This is a genomic window from Novosphingobium sp. 9 (assembly GCF_025340265.1).
Lineage (GTDB): Bacteria > Pseudomonadota > Alphaproteobacteria > Sphingomonadales > Sphingomonadaceae > Novosphingobium.
The window spans coordinates 2,498,991-2,519,241 of the sequence record NZ_CP022707.1; the positions used below are offsets into that span (position 1 = coordinate 2,498,991).

Below are 20,251 nucleotides of genomic sequence, written 5' to 3' on the forward strand. Positions count from 1 at the left end.
AAATGGCATTCGCACTATCGGAACCGTCACCTTCACTATAGTAGCATATCTGTGAATGATCCTGACTTCGACAAGCGCCTCGGCGCCCGCGTCCGCACCGAGCGCAAAAGCCGAGGCTGGTCGCTCGATGCGCTGGCAGAACGCGCCTCCGTGTCGCGTGCAATGATCCATAAGGTCGAGAACGGCGACAGCAGCCCGACCGCCAACCTGCTCGGCAAGCTCTCCGGCGCGTTCGGCCTCAGCATCTCGACGCTCATGGCGCGCGCCGAGAGCGGGCAGGGGCGGCTGCTTCGTCAGTCCGACCAGTCGGTTTGGGTCGATCCGGAGACCGGCTACCGACGCCGGCATGTTTCACCCCGCTCCGATCTGCCGCTCGATCTCGTCGAGGTGACATTGCCGTCTGACGCGTCCGTGCCGATGCCCGCTTCCGCTTACGCCTTCCTGCGTCAACTCATCTGGGTGCTGGAAGGTGAACTCGTATTCGTGGAGGGCAATACACGGCATGTGCTCGCCGCCGGCGACTGCCTCGAACTCGGACAGCCGATCCATTGTGAGTTTATCAACGAAACGGGTGTCGACTGCCGCTACGTCATTACTGCGCTGAGGACGGCATGAGCGTTGCATTCGAATATCCACCATAGTAGACGGAAATCGTCATGATACTAGACGAGGCCCAGCATGAAGATTCGCGATGCGGTCCCGGCCGATGCCGAGGCTATCACCGCCATTTATAACGATGCTGTCACCAACACGACGGCAATCTGGAACGACACGCTTATAGAACCCGCCAACCGGCGCGCATGGCTCGCCGATCGTGAAAAGCAAGGTTATCCCGTTCTTGTCGCGGTCGATGATGCCGAATCGGTTATGGGCTACGCCTCATTCGGCGACTGGCGGGCATGGGACGGCTACCGCCACACCGTCGAGCATTCGGTCTACGTCCGCGCCGACCAGCGTGGCACCGGCATCGGCCGGCTGATGATGGCGACGCTAATCGAGCGTGCACGGGCGATCGGCAAGCATGTCATGGTGGCCGGCATCGAGGCGACGAACATTGGCTCAATCCGCCTGCATGAGAAGCTAGGGTTCGAGAATGCCGGCGTGCTGCGGCAGGTCGGAATGAAGTTCGGCGAATGGCTTGATCTCACCTTCCTGACGCTGACGCTGGATACCCGACCTAATCCAGACGCCTGAGGGAGCGGATCGTCTTCGCGCTGATGACTGCCTCGGTCGGACCGAAGCGTTAAAGCCGTGAAAAATGCGGCAACATCTGGTCAGCGACCGACGCTGCGCTAGCGGCAGCTATTCCCGCATCGCGCTGCAAACCAGACAGTCGCCTACCGGCCATAGGTGCCTATCCCGCGCCCACCTGCGCGATCCAGTCGGCAAGGTTGTAGTGTACCGCCACGCGCGTGATCTGGCCGTCCTGCACGGTCAGGAAAGCGCCTGCGGGCAGTTCGTAGCGCTGGCCTTTCGCGGGCGGCAGATCGCCGTCGGTCGTGAGGTATTCGCCGTGGACCACGAACTCGGCGGCGAGGCGGTGTCCGGCCTCGTCGCTCATCAGCACGATGCCGGTCAGGCGCTCGCGATAGCAGGCGTCCATATGGGCCAGGAACGCGCGGAAGGCCTCCTTGCCCTGCTGGCGCCCGCCCTGGTTGATGTCGTGGACCACATCGTCGGAGAGGCAGGCGAGCATCCCCTCGCTGTCACCGGCGTTGAACGCGGCATAGTAACGCTCGGCCAGTGCCAGCGAAGAGGATCGGGACATGGTGCGCCTCAGGCTTTCAGGCGCGCGGCATGCCATTCGACATGCTCGGCCATGAAGGTGGAGATGAAATAGTACGAATGGTCGTAGCCGGGCTGCATGCGGATGGTCGCGCGCTGGCCCGCCTTCTCGCAAAGCCCGACCAGCAGCGGTGTCTTGAGCTGGTCGGCAAGGAACCCGTCGGCATCGCCCTGATCGACCAGCAGGTCGGGCAGGCGCGCACCGTCTTCGATCAGCGCGCAGGCATCGTATTCGCGCCATGTGTCGCGATTAGGACCGAGGTAGCCGCCGAGCGCCTTTTCACCCCACGGGCAAGCCAGCGGCGAGACGATCGGCGCAAAGGCGCTGACCGAGCGGAAGCGTTCGGGGTTGCGCAGCGCGATGGTCAGCGCGCCATGGCCGCCCATCGAATGCCCGGTGATGCCCTGCCGCGCCATGTCGACCGGGAACTGCGCCGCGATCAGATCGGGCAGTTCCTGCTCGATATAGGAACGCATGCGGAAGTTGGTTTCCCAGGGCGCCTGCGTCGCATCGACATAGAAGCCCGCGCCCTTGCCGAAATCGTAGCCCTCGTCGTCGGGCACGTCATCGCCGCGCGGCGAAGTGTCCGGCGCGATGAAGACGATGCCGAGCCGGGCGCAGGCCTCGCGGTACTCGCCCTTCTCGGTGACATTGGCATGGGTGCAGGTGAGCCCGGAGAGATACCATAGCACCGGCAGGCGCTCCCCCTCGGCGTGGGGCGGCACGAAGACGGAGAAGGTCATATCCGTCTTCGTCTGTGCGCTAGGGTGCCTGTAGACCCCCTGTAGCCCGCCGTAGACCCGGTTTAGGGAAACGACCTCCATCAGAAGACCACGACCGAGCGGATCGACTTGCCTTCGTGCATCAGATCGAAGGCGGTGTTGATCTCCTCCAGCCCCATGACGTGCGTAATCATCGGATCTATCTCGATTTTTCTGGTCATGTACATGTCGACGATCTTGGGCACGTCGGTGCGGCCCTTGGCGCCGCCGAACGCCGTACCGCGCCAGTTGCGCCCGGTGACGAGCTGGAAAGGACGCGTCTCGATGGTCTTGCCCGCCTCGGCCACACCGATGATGATCGAGGTGCCCCAGCCGCGATGGCAGGCCTCCAGCGCGGTGCGCATGACCTCGGTATTCCCTGTCGCATCAAAGGTATAGTCGGCGCCGCCATCGGTCATCAGCACGATCTTCGCGACGATGTCCTCGCGGCTCATCCCGCTGGTGTTGAGGAAGTCGGTCATGCCGAAACGGCGGCCCCACTCCTCGCGGTCGGGGTTCAGATCGACACCGATGATCTTGCCAGCCCCGGCCAGACGCGCGCCCTGGATGACGTTCAGGCCGATCCCGCCGAGGCCGAAAACGACAACATTATCACCCACTTGCACCTTGGCCGTATTGATGACCGCGCCAACGCCCGTGGTCACACCGCAGCCGATGTAGCACGAGGACTGGAACGGCGCGTCCTCGCGAATCTTGGCGACGGCGATCTCGGGCAGGACGGTGAAGTTCGAGAACGTCGAGCAGCCCATGTAGTGGTAGATCGGCTGCCCCTTATAGGAAAAGCGCGTCGTGCCGTCCGGCATCAGCCCCTTGCCCTGCGTCGCGCGGATCGCGGTGCACAGGTTGGTCTTGCCCGAAAGACACGACTTACACTGGCGGCATTCCGGGGTGTAGAGCGGGATCACGTGATCGCCCGGCACCACGGAAGTCACACCTGCGCCCACCTCGCGCACGATCCCTGCGCCTTCGTGCCCGAGGACGGAGGGGAAGATGCCTTCGCTATCGAAACCGTCGAGCGTGTAGGCATCGGTGTGGCAAATGCCGGTCGCCATGATCTCGACCAGAACCTCGCCCGGCTTGGGGCCTTCCAGATCGAGTTCAACGATTTCGAGCGGTTTCTTGGCTTCGAATGCGACGGCGGCACGAGTCTTCATGGGGGTACGTCTCCAGATTTGGCGGCCCTCATAGCTCTCGCACATCACAGACCGAAGAACCAAGTCCAGAAAACATCATTGCATATATGCAATAATGACGATTGATATCTTTCCATTCCGGCGCACTCCGCCGGAAGCCGTCCCCATCTTTGGGGTTGCCAGCACAGCAATGAGACGGCAAAGATATAGTACTCGCATGGACCCGGTGAAATTCCGGGTGGCTATCCCGGCCGCCGATCCGCCGGGCAACATCACACACATGCCTTTATTCGCGTGGCCCTGTTGTTCTTGCAGCCCTGCCGCGCTCATGTGCCTGATGGAATATTCATGACCTCCTTTCTCATACCCTATCGTCAGGGATGGCGCAGCAATGTGCGCGCCGATGTCCTGTCCGGCCTCGTCGTCGGCCTTGCCCTTATCCCCGAAGCGATCGGCTTCTCGATCATCGCGGGCGTCGATCCCGCCGTTGGCCTTTGGGCCTCCGTCGCCATTGCCGTCGTCATCTCGTTTACTGGCGGTCGGCCCGCGATGGTCTCGGCGGCAACCGCCTCTGTCGCGGTACTTGTCGGCCCACTCGTCCGCGCGCACGGCGTGGACTACCTGTTCGCCGCAACCATCCTGATGGGCCTGTTCCAGATCGTTGCTGGTGCCCTGCGCCTGAACCTGGCGATGCAGTTCGTCTCGCGCTCGGTCATCACCGGCTTCGTCAACGCGCTGGCGATCCTGATCTTCATGGCGCAAGTGCCACAACTCGTGCATGTGACATGGCATACTTATGCGATGATCGCGGGCGGCCTTGCGATCATCTACCTGCTACCCCGCCTCACCACCGCAATCCCCTCGCCGCTGGTCGCCATTCTCGTCCTGACAGCCCTGTCGATCGGCCTCCATCTTCCGGTCCGCACCGTCGGCCAGATGGGGCACCTGCCTGACGGGCTGCCGAGCTTTGGCCTGCCGCACGTCCCGCTGACGCTCGAAACCCTGCAGATCATCGCTCCTTACTCGCTGGCGATGGCCGCCGTTGGGCTTCTGGAGACGCTCCTGACCGCACAAATCGTCGATGACATGACCGGCACCGATTCCGCAAAGCGGGTCGAATGCAAGGGCCAGGGCATCGCCAATATCGTGGCAGCGCTGTTCGGCGGCATGGGCGGCTGCGCAATGATCGGGCAATCGGTCATCAACGTCAGTTCCGGAGGACGCGGTCGGCTCTCCACGCTCGTGGCCGGTGTTTTCCTGTTCATCCTGCTCGCCGCACTCGGCCCATGGGTGGGCCAGGTCCCGATGCCCTCGCTGGTTGCGGTGATGATCATGGTCTCGATCGGCACGTTCTCATGGAACTCTATCCCGAACCTGCGCCGCCATCCGTGGCAAAGCTCGGTGGTGATGCTGGCGACTGTCGCCGTCGTGGTGGCCACCAGCGATCTGTCGAAGGGTGTTATCGTGGGCGTGTTGCTCTCCGGCGTGTTCTTCGCGCAGAAAGTGCAGCGTCTCTTTTCCGTCGAGCGGACGCAAGATGGCGATACGGCCACCTACCGCATTTCAGGCGCGATCTTCTTCGCCTCGGTCCATCGCTTCATCGAGCAGATGGATACCGGCAACGAAACGGCCTCCAAGGTTGTGATCGACATGAGCGAGGCGCATCTGTGGGACATCTCCTCCGTCGGCGCGCTTGACAAGATCGTGGGCACGCTCGCCGGGAACGGCGCCGAGGTCAGAGTCGTGGGGTACAATCACGCAAGCGCCGACATCGTCGACAAGTTCGCCCTCCACGACAAGACCGGCTTCGAACTGGGCGTGACACCCCACTGACGCCCAGCAGTTTCGCGAGGTCGACGACGTTATTTGACGACGTCGGCCTCGTGCCAGACCACAGCCTGCGCCGCTTTCATGCAGCTGTTCTCGGTATCCCACGAGATCGTCGGCGAACCGTAAAGCCGCCATCCCTGCTCCAGCGCTTCCGAAACACGTTCGCAGAACGCGCGATCGTCTTTTCCGGTAAGCAGTCGATAGACAGGTCGGTTTTCAGAGGTTTCGTACAAGATCCTATATCCTCTCGCGATTATCGCCCAAGTCCTAGCCATTCGAGCGGAGCTGGCAACTCCGTCGCGGAAAAATCCACCTGCAGAACCCGGCGGCGACGCCCCGCTTTCGTGACACGGCCAGATGCGTGCAGGATGGGCGTGCGATACATCCAGGCATCTCCCCGCTCAGCCAGACAAGCCTGAACGCGGTGCTGCATCGCCACTGCCTCCGCCTCATGAGCAGCAACGCGCCCGCAGCCATGGCTACCGCATGCGATCAGCAAGGGGGCATTTTCGGCATCGACCGGATCGAGATGGATGCGCACTGTCATCATGGCTTCAATCACCGCGAAGGGCGGCTCGACATGACAGATGCCCTGCTTGACAGACCATGGCCCGAAAGCAGGCACATCCTCACGGCGACGGACCGCGATCGTGCGATCCTGATGCCAACCAAGCGTCCAGTTCACCGCGTCGTTCTTGTCGAAGAGCACCGCCCGGACCGGCCTTGCGTGAATCCCCATATACGAACCGACGTGCGGCAGCACGCCGCTTCGCTCAACCACCCATTGCGCCAGCTTGCTACACCCGGTGAGCCGCAGGCCCGCTTCTCCCTTCTGGTCAGTCGTCAGCAACGACTCCAGTTCGCCAATAGTATCCGCCGCCACACCGACAGCCAGACAAGCCCCGTCCCGCTCTAGATCGAGCGTGGACGGAGCGACATCCGAGATCACAAGATATACTTGGACAGATCCGCGTTACTCGCGAGGCCTTCCAGCTTCTCGCGCACATAGACGGCATCGACGATAACGGTCTCGCCTACGCGATCCTCCGCCTCGAAGCTGAGTTCCTCCAGCAGCTTTTCCATCACTGTCTGAAGGCGACGAGCGCCAATGTTCTCGACGCTTTCGTTCACCTGCGCCGCTATCCGGGCAACTTCAGCGATCGCATCCTCGGTCACATCGACAGTCACCTGCTCGGTCGCCAGCAGCGCCTTGTACTGGGCGACAAGATTTGCGCGCGTCTCTGACAGAATTCGTACGAAATCCGCCTCGCTCAGAGCCTTCAACTCTACACGGATCGGCAGACGCCCCTGAAGCTCAGGCAGCATGTCACTCGGCTTGGAAACATGAAACGCACCACTGGCAATGAACAGCACGTGGTCCGTCTTCATCGGCCCATACTTAGTCGCAACGGTCGTGCCTTCGATCAGCGGCAGCAGATCGCGCTGCACACCTTCGCGACTAACCGATCCACCCCGCACATCGGACACCGCAATCTTGTCGATCTCATCGAGGAAGACGATACCGTTCGTCTCTGCATTCGCCAGAGCAGTGCGCGCCACATCATCCTGATCGAGCCGCTTCTCAGACTCCTCCTCGACCAGTTTATCCCATGCATCCGGCACCTTCATCTTGCGGCGCTTGAGTTTCTGGCCTCCGAACGCCTTGCCCATGACATCGGACAGATTGATCATGCCGATGTTCCCCCCATTCCGGGAATCTCCATAGGCGCAGACGGAGAGTCTTCGACCTCAATCTCGACCTCCGTTTCGTTCATTGCGTTTTCGGTAATACGCTGATGGAAAGCGGCCCGTGTCGCCTCTGAGGCATTTTCACCAACCAGAGCATTTAGCAACCTATCCATTGCCGCTTTGCTGGCGGCCTCACGGACGGATTCACGACGACGTTCCTTTTCCAGCCGGATCGCTTCCTCCACGAGGTCGCGTGCAATCTGCTCGACGTCGCGACCTACATAGCCGACTTCGGTGAACTTGGTCGCCTCGACTTTTACAAACGGAGCATCGGCCAGCTTTGCCAGGCGACGGCTGATCTCCGTCTTGCCGCAACCGGTCGGCCCGATCATCAGGATATTCTTGGGGGTCACCTCGTCACGCAGATCGAGCGAGAGATGCTGCCTGCGCCAGCGATTGCGCAGCGCGACCGCGACAGCTTTCTTGGCCTCGGCCTGACCGACGATATGCTCGTCAAGCGCGCGCACGATCGCCTTTGGGGTGAGATTATCGTTCATGAAAAAGCGCTCGCTCAGATGGTCTCGACCGTCACACGGTCGTTAGTGAAGACGCAGATATCAGCCGCGACGGCCATGGCCCGACGAGCGATCTTTTCCGCATCGTCCTCGTATTCGACAAGCGCTCGCCCTGCCGCCAGCGCGTAATTGCCGCCTGAACCGATCGCAACGATCTGCGCATCGCTGGCCCCTTCAGGCTCCAAAACATCGCCATTACCAGTCAGAACCAGCAGCGAGTCCGGATCAGCTACGATCATGAGGGCTTCGAGATTACGCAGATACTTGTCCGTGCGCCATTCCTTGGCGAGTTCCACCGCCGCGCGCACCAGTTGTCCGCGATGCTCTTCAAGCTTACGCTCAAGTCTTTCGAGAAGGGTGAAGGCATCAGCAGTCGCCCCTGCAAAGCCTGCGATAACTTTGCCTTCGGTGCCGATGCGGCGAACCTTGCGCGCATTGGGCTTCATCACTGTGTTGCCCATGGAGACCTGTCCGTCTCCAGCGATCACTGTCTTGCCGTTCTTCCGGACCCCAATGATCGTTGTACCGTGCCACTGGATCAGGCCGTGGCTCGCCCCGCTAGTATCCATGCCGCTGCATATATGCTGCGACGGACGACGTTCAAGCCGTCCGCAGCCAGCAAACGCAGCGAAGATAATCAGCTACCGTTCGGACCAGTACCCGGACCACCGCTACCGCCGGTCGTATCCGTACCTTGCGAACCGCTCATGCCTGCCGCACCGACCTGACCGATATTGCCGAACAGGTCCTGCAGGAACGTGCGATGGCGGCCAAGTGTCGGGGTAACGCCGCCCTCTGGCTTGAGGCGTACGACATCTTCCATACCCTTCCGATCGACTGCGGTCACGTTACCCTGCTGGTCGAAACGAACCCGAAGAATCGTTTCCTGGGTGGTGCGCGGGCGACCGAAGGGAGGGGTCGAGACGACCTGCGAGACATAGTACCAGTCCTTGGGGCCGAACTGGCTTTCGAAAGTGGGGCGACCCATCGTCTTTTCGACCGAAAGGCGATTGTCCACGCCCGGCTCGACCTGAGACACAAGCGTCTGATCAATGATGTAGCCGCGGTGATCGCGAATCGAGGAGCACCCGCCAGCGAGTGTCGCCAGCCCCAGAACGAGACCCGTCGCCAGGACGTTCCGACCGAAAGTGTGCATCCGTGTACTCCAAATCCCCGAGGCCCGGACATACTGGCCATTGCCAGCGCGGACCGCGTCCATATATCGCAGCAGAGCCTTAGGGCTCCACAGCGCCGCGCGCAATGGGGGTTGCGTCGCGGCGATTGAATTGCGCATGAATGATCTGCTTGTTGCCGGTACGGAGCCCACGATGTCCCTGATCCAGCGCCTGTTTTCCCGCTCGACAAACAGCAGCGAAGCGATGCGCCCGCTCTGGCTGGAGATCATCGCGATCGCGCGAAATCCTGACTGGTATTCGCGATATGGCATTGCGGATAGCGTGGCAGGCCGTTTCGATGCACTCGTGCTCGTGCTTGCACTGGTCATGCTGCGGATGGAACGTGATCCTGTCCTCATCGTCCATTCCGTCCACCTGACCGAACTGTTTGTCGAAGACATTGATGGCCAGTTGCGCCAGTCAGGCGTCGGAGATCTGGTCGTCGGCAAGCGCATGGGCGAGCTGATGCGCGTACTTGGCGGACGCACAGGCGCACTGCGAAATGCGCTACCACTGGGAAGCCCTGCGCTGGTCCCGCTGCTTGGACGCAACGTGACGACATCGAGCGATGAAAACCTGATTGGGCTGGCAGATGCCATCATGCGACTGTGGACAACACTGGACCGTACTTCCGACGATGCCCTTATCTCGGCAAGGATTGAAATATGACCGACGACACATCCTCCCCGGAATTTTCACGCTTTTTCGACATTCGTCAGGCCGAAGGGCAAATTGTCCGGATCGAAGCCAACAACGACGAATGCGCTGGCCTTGCTGCACGTTTCGACCTCGTACAGGTCAATAATCTTGTCGCTGAGGTCTCGCTTACACGCGTGGAGCACAAAGTCGAAGTTCGCGGAACGCTGATCGCGGATTTCGTGCAAGCCTGCGCGGTATCTGCCGAAGACCTTGATGTCCACGTGGCTGAACCCCTCGAATTTTGCTTCGTGCAAGAAGAGCGCACCTACAAGCCAGACGAGGAGATCGAACTCGAGGCACACGAACTGGATGAAATTCCTTACGATGGCTCACGTTTCGACCTTGGCGAGGCGGTTGCACAGAGCCTTGCACTCGCGATCGATCCATTTCTTACGGGACCCGAAGCAGATGCTGCCCGTATCGCTGTCGGGCTGGGGACACCGCAGGACCATGGGCCATTTGCAGCCCTAAAGAACTTAAAGTAACACCCGCGATGCAGCGTATTGCGGGCATATGAGTTTAGGCACACACTGACGTCAAGCATACCCCTGCCAATTGCGAGAAAACCGGAATACCCGTCATGAGCGTGACGAAAGACGAACTTTCCGCCTATCTAAACGGTAGACTAGATGCCGGAGCAGCAGCACGCATCGAAGCGGAGGCCGCTAGCGATCCCGAGTTGGCCCGGCAACTTGCCGCACATAGAGATTCAGTGGCGGCATCAAGCGAAGCAGAGCACACAGCACAAACGCGCCCAGCACAGGTTCTAGACTTTGCCGCCGCCCGTAACCGCCGAGTCAAACAGGCCAAAGCCGAAGAGAAGGCCCGGAAAAAACGGGCCAAGCAACCGGTGTTTACACGCCCAGGCCTTGCCATCGCGCTGATAGCCTGCCTCGGTGGAGGAACGATGCTGGGCATGAATATCTACGGACCGCCGGACATCGCGTTGCATGACGGAGAATTGGTGGCCGGAACTCAATTGGCACAAGTGCTTGAAACGCAGCTATCGGGAACCATTCCCTCACGCGTAGACAGTACGCCATACCACATTCTGGCCAGTTTTCGGCGAGCGGGTGGAACCTTCTGTCGGCTTTTTTCCAGCCCGCATCTCGCCGGGATTGCCTGCAAGAATGAAGCGGGGTGGATACTGCCCCAAACGATTTCAAGCGATCGCATATTGCCCAACGAGCTTACCGATACTTCGCCGGAAGGCGAAGCGTTGGCAGCGGCGGCCCAGCGCATGTCACTGGGCGATGCGATGGATCAGCAGCAAGAGCAATCCGCACGAACGATGGGCTGGCGCTCCTGAACCAGCCCTAACCGTCAATTCAAGTCACGAATATCCATGTCGGCATAGCGCTGCTGGCGCCGGACTGCGATAGTTATCCTGCGCTCCTTGCCGGACTTTTCATCTGCGAACTGACGCTCGAAACGAACTCCATCTGCGGTCGCATCCTCCCAGTCGGACATCAACATAACCGCACCTTCCGGACGCAGCCATGAGACCGAATAGGGTAACGAGACAAAGCCCTCCAGGCTACCCGCTCGCCGGGCGGCAAGATCAAAAACCCACCCCTCAAGGCCCCTGTCACGGCCATGCCAATCGACCCAACCAATCGGATTATCCTGGCAGTAGGCGTTGTTATTACCTTCCTGAGTACGCCCGAACTCGTCTCCTGCTGTAAGCATAATCGTCCCCACAGACCCGAAAAGCGTTGCCAACAATGCCTTTAGATCTGCCTGACGAGCCTCAAGCACCTGCAAATCAGCGCTGACGCCTTCAACACCATTGTTCCAGCTATAGTTCTCGCGATGCCCGTCAAGGTTACTCTCACCATTCAACTCGTTGTGACGAGAGGCATAAGCGACGCAATCTGCCAGCGTAAAACCATCATGTGCAGCAAGGAAATTAACCGAGCGGCAGGGTTTTCCAGGTGCACTGGGGCCGAATACATCTGACGAACCGGCAAGGCGCGTAGCCAGCACACCGATACCTTCGTCACCTCGCCAGAAACGGCGCACATCATCCCGAAATCTGTCGTTCCATTCGAGCCAGTGCGACGGGAAATTGCCTAGCTGATAGCCGCCCGGTCCGATGTCCCAGGGCTCGGCGATCATCACGCGGTCTGCCAAGATCACATCGTTTGCTATGTCCGCAAAGATCGGTGCATTCACAGCAAAGCCAGGTCCACGCGCCAGAACGGGAGCAAGATCAAAGCGGAAACCATCGACACCGCATGCGGTCACAAAGTGACGTAAACTGTCGAGCGTCAATTGGCGAACAGACGGCCGAGCGAAATCCAGAGTGTTGCCGCAGCCTGTGTCGTTGAGAAGCATCCCGTCGGGTGCCGCCGCATAAGCGGCCGCATCCAGTCCTCGGAGGCAGATGGTCCCGCCGAACACATCGCTCTCCCCTGTGTGGTTAAACACCAGGTCAAGCAACACGCCGATTCCAGCCTCATGCAGCGCGGCGACGGTTTCCCGCAGTTCCTGTACGCCGCCAGGACACAGCCCCGGATCCAAGGCCATTGGCGCGACAGGATTGTACCCCCAGCCGTTGCGCAGGCCGAGCGGTGGCAAATGCCGCTCGTCGATCCACGCCACGATAGGCATCAATTCGACCGCAGTCACATGCAAGCGCTTGAGATGTTCGATCACTGGCGGGGTTGCAAGTGCCGCAACAGTACCCCGAATCGCTTCAGGAACTTCCGGGTGCTGGATCGTGAAGCCGCGGACGTTGACCTCGTAGATCAGCCCGCCGACCGAGAAAATTGGCTTCTGTGCTGGCTGCTGGTCGACGGGTGCGCGAACGATCGCACGAGGTACAATATCCGCCGTCTCTTCACCGAACCACCCGAGACGGGCATTCTGTTCAAATCGACGATCGAGTTCCCGAGCATACGGGTCCACCAGAAGCTTCGCGGCATCGAACCACCGCCCTGCTTGGGGATTCCATTCCCCATCCGCGCGATAACCATAATGCTGGCCGTCAAGCCTGCCAGGCAGTTCAAGGCTCCAGTTATCGTCCGCCCGCACCATCGGGTAGCGCGTTTCCATGCCCTCCTTATCGAAGAGGCACAGCCATACCTGTTTCGCAAGTGGGGAACGCACGGCAAAGTGTGTTCGATCGCCCTCGATATGGCCCCCCAATCGCAACGTCACGCTACGCTCGCGACCAGCCGGCGATACAGATCAGCGTAAGCACTGCCGCTCGACGCCCAGGAAAAGTCCGCCTTCATGCCATTACGCTGCATCCGTCCCCACTGTTCTTCGTCGTTATAGAGTTCGCTGGCACGGGTAACAGCCGCTGCCAGCGCATAATAATTGACCCCATCGTGCTGGATGCCGGTCGCGACACCGGCAGCAAGCGCGGCAGGGTTAGCATCAATCACCGTATCGGCAAGACCGCCGGTACGTGCAACCACAGGAACGCAGCCATAAGCCAGGCCGTACAGTTGTGTCAGACCGCAAGGCTCGAAACGTGACGGCAAGAGTATCGCATCACCGCCGCCCTGCATGCGATGAGACAAAGCCTCATTATACCCTATCCGAATGCCGACCCGGCCGGGGTGACGCTCTGCCGCCTGCTGGAGAGCCATTTCGTAACCTGCATCGCCAGACCCCAGCACGGCAAGCCGCGCTCCCATGCCGACCAGATGGTCGATCACTTCAACCAGTACATCCATGCCTTTCTGCCAGGTAAGCCGGCTCACGACGATGAATATAGGGCCTCCCGCGCGCGCGCCCTCGCCCGCATCCAACCCAAACTCGATTTCCAACGCACGTTTGTTTTCCACTCGTTTTGCAAGCGAGCGAGCACTGAAAGCATGCTTGAGGTTAGGGTCGTGTTCTGGCCCCCATACGGCTGCATCGATCCCGTTGAGAATACCGCTGACGTCCCCCCGGCGCGCGCGAACCACCCCTTCCAGACCCATGCCGAACTCGGGACTCTCTATCTCGCGTGCATACGTCGGGCTGACAGTGGTGATCGCATCAGCGGTAACGAGCCCAGCCTTCAGCAGGCTGATACCGCCATGATATTCGATGCCGTCAATGGACCACGCAGTCTCCGGCAGTCCCAATCGTGGAAAGACCTCGGCACCGAACCAGCCCTGAAAGGCGATGTTGTGGATCGTGACGATCGAAGGAATTCTCTGCCCATCGATGAACGGCGCCCAACGAAGGTATGCACACGCCATCGCCCCTTGCCAATCGTGCGCATGGACGAGATCGAACACCGCTGTTTTGCCACGCCGCTGGATCGCCCCACCCGCGATGTCTGCTGCGGCCCTCCCGAGCGCGGCAAAGCGCTGCCAGTTATCGCTCCAGTCATGCCCGGCCGAATCGGAATACGGTTTGCCTTCCCGTACATACAGACCCGGCGCGTCGAGAACCAATAGAGCGTGCCCGTCAACCTTTGCCGACAGGAGACGCGCCGGAGTTCCCAGCAAGGAGTCCCACACATGCACGGTCTTGCTGCGGCCGAGTGAGGCAAGGACGGCAGGATAACCGGGCATCAACGTCGTCACCTCAACGCCATGCGGCATCAAGGCCTGCGGCAAAGCCCCCACAACATCGGCCAACCCACCTGTCTTGACGATTGGAACTGCCTCGGAAGCGACCGAGAGAACCTTGAGCGGCATCGACACATTCCCTTCAGCGTGCGCCGTCGTCAGGCTTCGAGGCGCGCGATCATCTGCTTGGTGATAAGGCAGACGCCGTTGTCGGTACGTCGGAAACGCCTTGCGTCAAGTTCGGGGTCTTCGCCCACAATCAGACCTTCGGGAATACGGACGCCAGAGTCGATAATAACTCTACTGAGCCGAGCATGGCGACCGATGTTACAGTACGGCAGAATCACTGCCTCACTTACTTCCGACCATGACCCCATCTTCACACCAGTAAACAGCAGCGATCGACGGGCCATTGCACCCGATACAATGCAGTCCTGGCTGATGAGCGAGGAGATTGCCTGGCCACGCCGCCCGTCCTCGTCATGCACGAATTTGGCAGGTGCCGCCACGACCGTGTCCGTCCAAATTGGCCAGTCGCGATCGTACATGTTGAGCTTGGGGACGGTATCAGTGAGATCGATGTTCGCCTCGAAATAAGCATCCACAGTACCGACGTCCCGCCAGTATTCCTCAATCTCGTCCGAGGCACGGATGCAGGAATTGGTGAAGCGATGTGCTACCGCCTTCCCGTGCTTGACGATGTAAGGGATCACGTCACCGCCAAAGTCTCGCCTGCTGTCTGGATCTGCTGCATCTCGGCGCAACTGCTCGAACAGAAACTCGGTCTCGAACACATAGATACCCATGGACGCCAAAGCATGATCGGTATCCCCCGGAATCGCGGGGGGATCGGCAGGCTTTTCGAGGAACGAGGTTATCACGTCGTTTTCGTCGACGTGCATCACCCCGAATGCCGTCGCATCCTCACGCGGCACGACAAGGCACCCGACGGTTACATCCGCGCCCGAATTGACGTGCTGCTGCAGCATCAACTCATAATCCATCTTGTAGATGTGATCACCTGCAAGGATCACCATGTACTTGGGGGCATGTACAGCGATGATATCGATGTTCTGGTATACTGCATCGGCTGTCCCCTCATACCACAGCAATTCAGAGATACGCTGGCTGGCTGGAAGGATATCAAAGCTCTCGTTGCGTTCGGGGCGCATGAAGTTCCACGCGCGGTTCATATGCCGGATCAGGCTATGCGCCTTGTATTGCGTGGCGACGCCGATCCGGCGGATGCCGGAATTGATCGCATTCGAAAGCGCGAAATCGATGATGCGGCTGACCCCGCCAAAATAGACCGCCGGTTTTGCGCGGTTATCGGTCAACTCCTTGAGACGACTACCGCGCCCTCCGGCAAGGACATAGGCCATGGCATCGCGGGCAAGCGGCTGGCCAGTGGGAGTGCGCATCCTCTTTTTCTCTCCGGTTATCCCGCATATTCGAACATCAGCGTCGATAGCGGTGGCAAGGTTATTATCGCAAATCCGTCCTCGGCCTTCACCTGACCGAGATTGCCCTTCCCCGATCCACCGTAATACGGTGAGTCGGAGTTAAGTATTTCATTCCATTTGCCAGCAAACGGCAACGGGATACGATAGCCGGTGCGCGTCGCTGGCGTCATATTCGAGATCACCGCAATCGGCTTCGCCGCTGGCGCCTTGCGCAGCCAGGCAAAGACCGAGTTGTCGCTGTCATCGACGATCAGCCACTCGAAGCCCTCACCTTCACAATCCGCCCCGTGCAGCGCAGGCTTGCTACGGTAGACCCGGTTGAGATCGCGCACCAGATTGCGCACCCCTTCGTGGGCAGGCGCCGCACGCAGTTCCCAATCCAGTGCGCGATCTTCGCTCCATTCCCGGCGCTGCGCGAATTCCTGCCCCATGAACAGCAACTTCTTGCCGGGATACCCCCACATCAGCGCATAGTAGGCCCGCAGGTTTGCGAACTTCTGCCAGTCATCCCCGCTCATCTTGGAGAGCAGCGAGCCTTTGCCGTGGACCACTTCATCATGGCTCAGGGCGAGAACATAGTTTTCCGAGAATGCATAGGTCAGCCCGAACGTGATGTCCTCGTGATGAAAGCGACGGTGCACCGCGTCACGCCCCATGTAGCGCAACGTGTCATGCATGAAGCCCATGTTCCACTTGAATCCGAAGCCGAGGGCCGTTGGCCGCTTGCCTTCCTGCGCATCATACGCAGGCTGGGTAACGCCCGGCCACGCAGTCGATTCCTCGGCGATGGTCATGAAACCAGGATTCTGGGCGTAGAGTTCCTTGTTGACCGCGCGCAGGAAATCCACCGCCTCCCAATTCTCACGACCACCCTGCTCGTTGGGTATCCACTCGCCGTCCTTTCGCGAATAATCGCGATAAAGCATCGAGGCGACCGCATCGACGCGCAGGCCATCCACATGATAGCGCTCTGCCCAGAACAACGCATTGTTGACGAGAAAACTCGCCACTTCACGCCGTCCGAAATTGTAGATCAGTGTGTTCCAGTCAGGATGATAGCCCTGTTTGGGGTCTTCATGCTCGTAAAGCGCGGTGCCGTCGAACCGCACAAGGCCATGCTCATCGGTAGGGAAATGGGCAGGAACCCAGTCAAGAATTACGCCAATCCCTGCACGATGGGCACCATCGACGAACCGAGCAAATCCGGCCGGTTCGCCAAAGCGCGAACTCGGTGCGAACAGGCCTGTCGTCTGATAGCCCCATGAAGGGTCGTAGGGATGCTCCGAGATCGGCAAGAACTCGATATGCGTAAACCCCATCTCGACGACGTAGGGTATCAACTGCTCGGCCAGTTCGTCCCAGGTCAGAAACCAGTTCCACCTGTCACGCTGCCATGATCCGGCATGAACCTCATAGATAGAAACGGGAGCACACCGTGGGTCCGTGGAGGCCCAGTGTGAGAGATGCGCCTCATCTCCCCAGTCGAGCTCGGCAGGGCGCGCCGTAAGCGAGGCATTGGCGGGCCGAATTTCTGCGCGGAATGCGAACGGGTCCGCCTTGAGCGGCTGTACGACCCCGTCTTCGCTAACGATGTGATACTTGTACGCCCGGTAATCGGCGATATCGGGCAGGAAGATTTCCCAAACTCCAATATCCTTGCGCAATCGCATGACGTGGCGACCAGGATTCCAGTCATTGAAATCACCAACCACACCGACAAGTCGGGCATTGGGCGCCCATACCGCGAAATGCACGCCATGTGCGCCTTCGTGCTCGATCAGGTGCGCGCCAAGCTTGTCGTACAACCGAAAGTGCGTGCCCTGCGCGATCAGTAGGTCGTCCATCGGTCCCAGAACCGGGCCGAAGGTATAGGGGTCCGTCACAAGCCATTCGTGCCCTTGCGCACTACAACGATAGCGGATCGGCTGCGGCTTGCACATCAGCCGCCCTTCAAATAGCCCTTTGCCATCAATGAGGCCCAGCGTGCCGATCCAGCGCCCGTCGAGCGAGAACGCCTCCGCCCTTTCGGCACCGGGCAGAATAGCCCGTGCAAACGTTCCCTCCGGCCCCTCATGCAATCCGAGCAAGGCAAAGGGATCCGCGTTCTGCCCGGCCAGCAACGCATCAAGAGCATTCACAGGGGGCTTCAAAGGACCTTCCAGATGTCTCTCGCGTATTCCGCGATGGTGCGGTCTGACGAGAACCATCCGACATTCGCAATGTTCCTGATCGCCGCAGAACGCCAGGCTGCACGATCGTCCCACCAGGCATCAACGCGGCGCTGCGCAGCAGCATAAGCATCAAAGTCAGCGGCACACATGAACCAGTCATGGTCATAGATGCCCCCATCAGGCCCGCATAACGACCGGGATCGTCATGGGAAAACACTCCGGATGAAATGGCGGCAAGCGCCTGTGCCAGTTCGCGCGAATTCTCTATCACTTCCCGCGGGTTATAGCCATCTGCGCGCTTGGCAGCGACTTCCTCTGCGGTAAGCCCGAAGATCACGATATTCTCGTCACCCACGTGATCCTTGATCTCGACATTGGCTCCGTCGAGCGTGCCGATGGTCAGCGCCCCGTTGAGCGCGAACTTCATGTTGCCGGTGCCCGAGGCTTCCATACCCGCCGTCGAAATCTGCTCCGAAAGGTCAGCCGCCGGAATGATCCGTTCGGCAAGGCTGACGTTATAGTTCGGAACGAACACGACTTTCAGCAATCCGCCGACCGAGGGATCAGAGTTGATACGCCGTGCGATGTCGTTGGTCAGTTTGATGACCAGCTTGGCGTTATGATAGCTCGGTGCAGCCTTGCCAGCGAAGATCTTTACGCGCGGCACCCAGTCGCGCTCGGGGTGGCTGCGGATCTGGTCGTAGAGCGCGACGGTCTCGATCAGGTTCAGCAGTTGCCGCTTGTATTCGTGAATGCGCTTGATCTGTACGTCGAACAACGCATCTGGATCGAGGCGGATGCCCATCGTCCGCTTGATGTGATCGGCCAGCGCCACCTTGTTGGCTCGCTTCACCTCAGCGACCCGCTCACCGAACTGAACGTCCCCGGCAAAGGCATTCAGGTCCGAGAGCTTCGAGGCATCGTCGAGAAAGCCATCACCGATCGCCTCGCGGATCACCTTCGTCAGCCCCGGATTGCACTGCTGCAACCAGCGGCGCGGAGTGACGCCGTTCGTCTTGTTGTTGATACGGTCCGGATACAGGGCATGGAGATCGGCGAAGACCGTCTCCTTCATCAGTTCGGTGTGCAGCGCTGCAACGCCGTTCACCGAATGCGCCCCAACGAAAGCCAGATTGGCCATGCGCACACGCCGTTCACCTGCCTCATCGATCAGCGAGATCGCAGCGATCCGGGCATCGTCACACCCCGCCTTGCGCGCCTCACGCAGGACACGGCTGTTGATCGCGTAAATGATCTGCATGTGACGCGGCAGCAATCGCTCAAACAGCGGCAATGGCCAGGATTCGAGCGCTTCGGGCAGCAGCGTATGATTGGTGTAGGATACGGTGGCGCGGCAGATATCCCACGCCTCGTTGAACTCCAGCCCATGGGCATCGACCAGCAGGCGCATCAGTTCGGCGACCGCCACGGAGGGGTGCGTGTCATTAAGCTGGATCGCCGCCTTTTCCGGCAGCGTGCGGATATCGCCTTCGTACTGGACGTGGCGACGCACGATATCCTGAACCGACGCAGCCGTGAAGAAATACTCCTGCCGCAGGCGAAGTTCCTGCCCTGCCGCGCTGGAGTCCGCCGGGTAGAGCACGCGCACGAGACTGTCGGCGCGCACCTGCTCGGCCAGCGCGCCAAAGTGATCGCCCGCGTTGAAGGCATCGAGGCGCAACGGATCAAGCGGCGCCGCAGTCCACAGCCGCAGCGTATTGACGCGCTTGCCACGCCAGCCGACGACCGGCGTATCGACCGCGCTGGCCTCGACCTCCTCTGCCGGATGCCAGACCACGCCCTCGCCGTCGGAAACGACCTCACCCCGAAGCCGATCCGATAGGCGCTTTCGAGGCGATCGAACTCCCACGGGTTGCCGTGCGCGAGCCAGGTTTCGGGCAATTCCACCTGCCAGCCATCGTCGATGCGCTGGCGGAACATGCCATTCACATAACGAATGCCATAGCCGTAAGCCGGAATGTCGAGACTGGCGAGGCTCTCCATGAAGCAGGCGGCCAGACGTCCGAGGCCGCCGTTGCCCAGCGCTGCATCGGGCTCGATCTCTTCCAGCGCGGCAAGATCCAGACCATGACTGCGCAGGGCCGTCTCCATGTCGCGCGTCATACCCATATTGGCCAGCGCATCGCGCAGAAGGCGCCCGATCAGGAACTCCATCGAGAGATAGTAGACCCGCTTGCCCCGTGCATCGTAGGTGCGCCGCGTCGATTCGAACCAGCGATCGATGATCGCGTCACGCACGGTCAGGATCGAGGCGGTATACCAATCATGCTGGCGTGCCGCGCGTTCGTCCTTGCCGACACGATGCCGCAAGACATCCACGATATGGGCATCGAACTCTTCGGGGGACACGGCCTTTGCCGCGGGTGCAGGCTCGGTTTCAGGCTTGCTTGCCAAGGTCCACTCCTGATCTGTC

At 60.2% G+C, this 20,251-nt stretch carries 17 protein-coding genes, 2 pseudogenes and 1 other annotated feature; of the genes and pseudogenes, 6 read left to right on the plus strand and 13 right to left on the minus strand.

Features of this window, described 5'->3' with window-relative positions:
- The first annotated feature begins 51 nt into the window (after positions 1 to 51).
- Positions 52 to 615, plus strand: a complete 564-nt coding sequence (locus tag CI805_RS12245; RefSeq protein WP_260923669.1) for a helix-turn-helix domain-containing protein — start codon at positions 52 to 54, stop codon at positions 613 to 615.
- 63 nt (positions 616 to 678) lie between these two features.
- Positions 679 to 1,194 carry a GNAT family N-acetyltransferase gene (locus CI805_RS12250; protein ID WP_260923670.1) on the plus strand — a complete coding sequence of 172 codons (516 nt, stop codon included), beginning with the start codon at positions 679 to 681 and terminating at the stop codon, positions 1,192 to 1,194.
- A 160-nt stretch (positions 1,195 to 1,354) separates the two neighbouring features.
- Here CI805_RS12250 and CI805_RS12255 read toward each other — a convergent pair whose 3' ends face one another.
- The 3 genes from CI805_RS12255 to CI805_RS12265 are packed head-to-tail and all read right to left on the minus strand — an operon-like array spanning position 1,355 to position 3,722.
- The gene (locus CI805_RS12255; protein WP_260923672.1) at positions 1,355 to 1,768 is read right to left on the minus strand and encodes a ketosteroid isomerase-related protein; all 414 of its coding nucleotides are present in this window, start codon (positions 1,766 to 1,768) and stop codon (positions 1,355 to 1,357) included.
- An 8-nt stretch (positions 1,769 to 1,776) separates the two neighbouring features.
- Entirely contained in the window at positions 1,777 to 2,610 is an 834-nt protein-coding gene (gene fghA, locus CI805_RS12260) for an S-formylglutathione hydrolase (protein WP_260923679.1), read from the minus strand.
- The gene (locus tag CI805_RS12265; protein WP_260923681.1) at positions 2,610 to 3,722 is read right to left on the minus strand and encodes an S-(hydroxymethyl)glutathione dehydrogenase/class III alcohol dehydrogenase; all 1,113 of its coding nucleotides are present in this window, start codon (positions 3,720 to 3,722) and stop codon (positions 2,610 to 2,612) included. The genes fghA and CI805_RS12265 overlap by 1 nt, the downstream gene beginning before the upstream one ends.
- Before the next feature lie 195 nt (positions 3,723 to 3,917).
- Positions 3,918 to 3,973: a sequence feature (sul1 is cis-regulatory element that is thought to sense ions involved in sulfur or methionine metabolism; They are found in Alphaproteobacteria), on the plus strand.
- Positions 3,974 to 4,049: 76 nt separating this feature from the next.
- Between CI805_RS12265 and CI805_RS12270 the strand changes: the two genes are divergently transcribed.
- The gene (locus tag CI805_RS12270) at positions 4,050 to 5,534 is read left to right on the plus strand and encodes a SulP family inorganic anion transporter (protein ID WP_260923682.1); all 1,485 of its coding nucleotides are present in this window, start codon (positions 4,050 to 4,052) and stop codon (positions 5,532 to 5,534) included.
- 29 nt (positions 5,535 to 5,563) lie between these two features.
- On the opposite strand, the gene CI805_RS12275 is transcribed toward CI805_RS12270, so the two are convergent.
- From CI805_RS12275 to CI805_RS12295, 5 genes and pseudogenes are all read right to left on the minus strand, one after another.
- On the minus strand, positions 5,564 to 5,764 hold the full coding sequence (locus CI805_RS12275; protein WP_260923684.1) for a DUF1737 domain-containing protein: 201 nt from the start codon (positions 5,762 to 5,764) through the stop codon (positions 5,564 to 5,566).
- A gap of 20 nt (positions 5,765 to 5,784) precedes the next feature.
- Complete coding sequence (locus tag CI805_RS12280; protein WP_260923691.1) at positions 5,785 to 6,480, minus strand: phytanoyl-CoA dioxygenase family protein; 696 nt, start codon at positions 6,478 to 6,480, stop codon at positions 5,785 to 5,787.
- A pseudogene (gene hslU, locus CI805_RS12285) lies at positions 6,477 to 7,777 on the minus strand (ATP-dependent protease ATPase subunit HslU). Before hslU ends, CI805_RS12280 begins: the two are co-directional and overlap by 4 nt.
- Before the next feature lie 14 nt (positions 7,778 to 7,791).
- Positions 7,792 to 8,364 (minus strand): ATP-dependent protease subunit HslV, encoded by a 573-nt coding sequence (gene hslV, locus CI805_RS12290; RefSeq protein ID WP_313958498.1) that lies wholly within the window; start codon positions 8,362 to 8,364, stop codon positions 7,792 to 7,794.
- 68 nt (positions 8,365 to 8,432) lie between these two features.
- On the minus strand, positions 8,433 to 8,951 hold the full coding sequence (locus CI805_RS12295; RefSeq protein WP_260923700.1) for an outer membrane protein assembly factor BamE: 519 nt from the start codon (positions 8,949 to 8,951) through the stop codon (positions 8,433 to 8,435).
- Between the two features lie 172 nt (positions 8,952 to 9,123).
- On the opposite strand from CI805_RS12295, the gene CI805_RS12300 reads away from it, so the two are divergent.
- From CI805_RS12300 to CI805_RS12310, 3 genes are all read left to right on the plus strand, one after another.
- The gene (locus CI805_RS12300; protein ID WP_260923702.1) at positions 9,124 to 9,639 is read left to right on the plus strand and encodes a ubiquinol-cytochrome C chaperone family protein; all 516 of its coding nucleotides are present in this window, start codon (positions 9,124 to 9,126) and stop codon (positions 9,637 to 9,639) included.
- Positions 9,636 to 10,154: a YceD family protein gene (locus CI805_RS12305; protein ID WP_260923703.1), complete on the plus strand. Its 519-nt coding sequence runs from the start codon at positions 9,636 to 9,638 to the stop codon at positions 10,152 to 10,154. The genes CI805_RS12300 and CI805_RS12305 overlap by 4 nt, the downstream gene beginning before the upstream one ends.
- A gap of 95 nt (positions 10,155 to 10,249) precedes the next feature.
- On the plus strand, positions 10,250 to 10,978 hold the full coding sequence (locus CI805_RS12310) for a hypothetical protein (protein WP_260923705.1): 729 nt from the start codon (positions 10,250 to 10,252) through the stop codon (positions 10,976 to 10,978).
- Positions 10,979 to 10,992: 14 nt separating this feature from the next.
- Here CI805_RS12310 and glgX read toward each other — a convergent pair whose 3' ends face one another.
- The 5 genes and pseudogenes from glgX to CI805_RS12335 all read right to left on the minus strand — a co-directional run bounded on the left by glgX (position 10,993) and on the right by CI805_RS12335 (position 20,232).
- Positions 10,993 to 12,831: a glycogen debranching protein GlgX gene (gene glgX, locus CI805_RS12315; protein ID WP_409934894.1), complete on the minus strand. Its 1,839-nt coding sequence runs from the start codon at positions 12,829 to 12,831 to the stop codon at positions 10,993 to 10,995.
- Entirely contained in the window at positions 12,828 to 14,312 is a 1,485-nt protein-coding gene (glgA, locus tag CI805_RS12320) for a glycogen synthase GlgA (RefSeq protein WP_260923707.1), read from the minus strand. Before glgA ends, glgX begins: the two co-directional genes overlap by 4 nt.
- 29 nt (positions 14,313 to 14,341) lie before the next feature.
- Positions 14,342 to 15,604, minus strand: coding sequence for a glucose-1-phosphate adenylyltransferase (gene glgC, locus CI805_RS12325; protein ID WP_260923709.1), 1,263 nt, complete (start codon positions 15,602 to 15,604; stop codon positions 14,342 to 14,344).
- A 17-nt stretch (positions 15,605 to 15,621) separates the two neighbouring features.
- Positions 15,622 to 17,796: a 1,4-alpha-glucan branching protein GlgB gene (gene glgB, locus CI805_RS12330; protein ID WP_260923711.1), complete on the minus strand. Its 2,175-nt coding sequence runs from the start codon at positions 17,794 to 17,796 to the stop codon at positions 15,622 to 15,624.
- Positions 17,793 to 20,232 (minus strand): annotated as a pseudogene (locus CI805_RS12335) (glycogen/starch/alpha-glucan phosphorylase). The gene glgB and the pseudogene CI805_RS12335 overlap by 4 nt, the downstream one beginning before the upstream one ends.
- Positions 20,233 to 20,251 lie beyond the last annotated feature (19 nt).

Bases quoted from the DNA above. Each gene is read 5' to 3' on its own strand.
- CI805_RS12270 (WP_260923682.1), top strand. From the start codon at position 4,050: ATGACCTCCTTTCTCATACCCTATCGTCAGGGATGGCGCAGCAATGTG.
- hslV (WP_313958498.1), bottom strand. From the start codon at position 8,364: ATGGATACTAGCGGGGCGAGCCACGGCCTGATCCAGTGGCACGGTACA.
- CI805_RS12250 (WP_260923670.1), top strand. From the start codon at position 679: ATGAAGATTCGCGATGCGGTCCCGGCCGATGCCGAGGCTATCACCGCC.
- CI805_RS12265 (WP_260923681.1), bottom strand. From the start codon at position 3,722: ATGAAGACTCGTGCCGCCGTCGCATTCGAAGCCAAGAAACCGCTCGAA.
- glgA (WP_260923707.1), bottom strand. From the start codon at position 14,312: ATGCCGCTCAAGGTTCTCTCGGTCGCTTCCGAGGCAGTTCCAATCGTC.
- CI805_RS12305 (WP_260923703.1), top strand. From the start codon at position 9,636: ATGACCGACGACACATCCTCCCCGGAATTTTCACGCTTTTTCGACATT.
- CI805_RS12300 (WP_260923702.1), top strand. From the start codon at position 9,124: ATGTCCCTGATCCAGCGCCTGTTTTCCCGCTCGACAAACAGCAGCGAA.
- CI805_RS12310 (WP_260923705.1), top strand. From the start codon at position 10,250: ATGAGCGTGACGAAAGACGAACTTTCCGCCTATCTAAACGGTAGACTA.
- glgC (WP_260923709.1), bottom strand. From the start codon at position 15,604: ATGCGCACTCCCACTGGCCAGCCGCTTGCCCGCGATGCCATGGCCTAT.
- CI805_RS12295 (WP_260923700.1), bottom strand. From the start codon at position 8,951: ATGCACACTTTCGGTCGGAACGTCCTGGCGACGGGTCTCGTTCTGGGG.
- fghA (WP_260923679.1), bottom strand. From the start codon at position 2,610: ATGGAGGTCGTTTCCCTAAACCGGGTCTACGGCGGGCTACAGGGGGTC.
- CI805_RS12255 (WP_260923672.1), bottom strand. From the start codon at position 1,768: ATGTCCCGATCCTCTTCGCTGGCACTGGCCGAGCGTTACTATGCCGCG.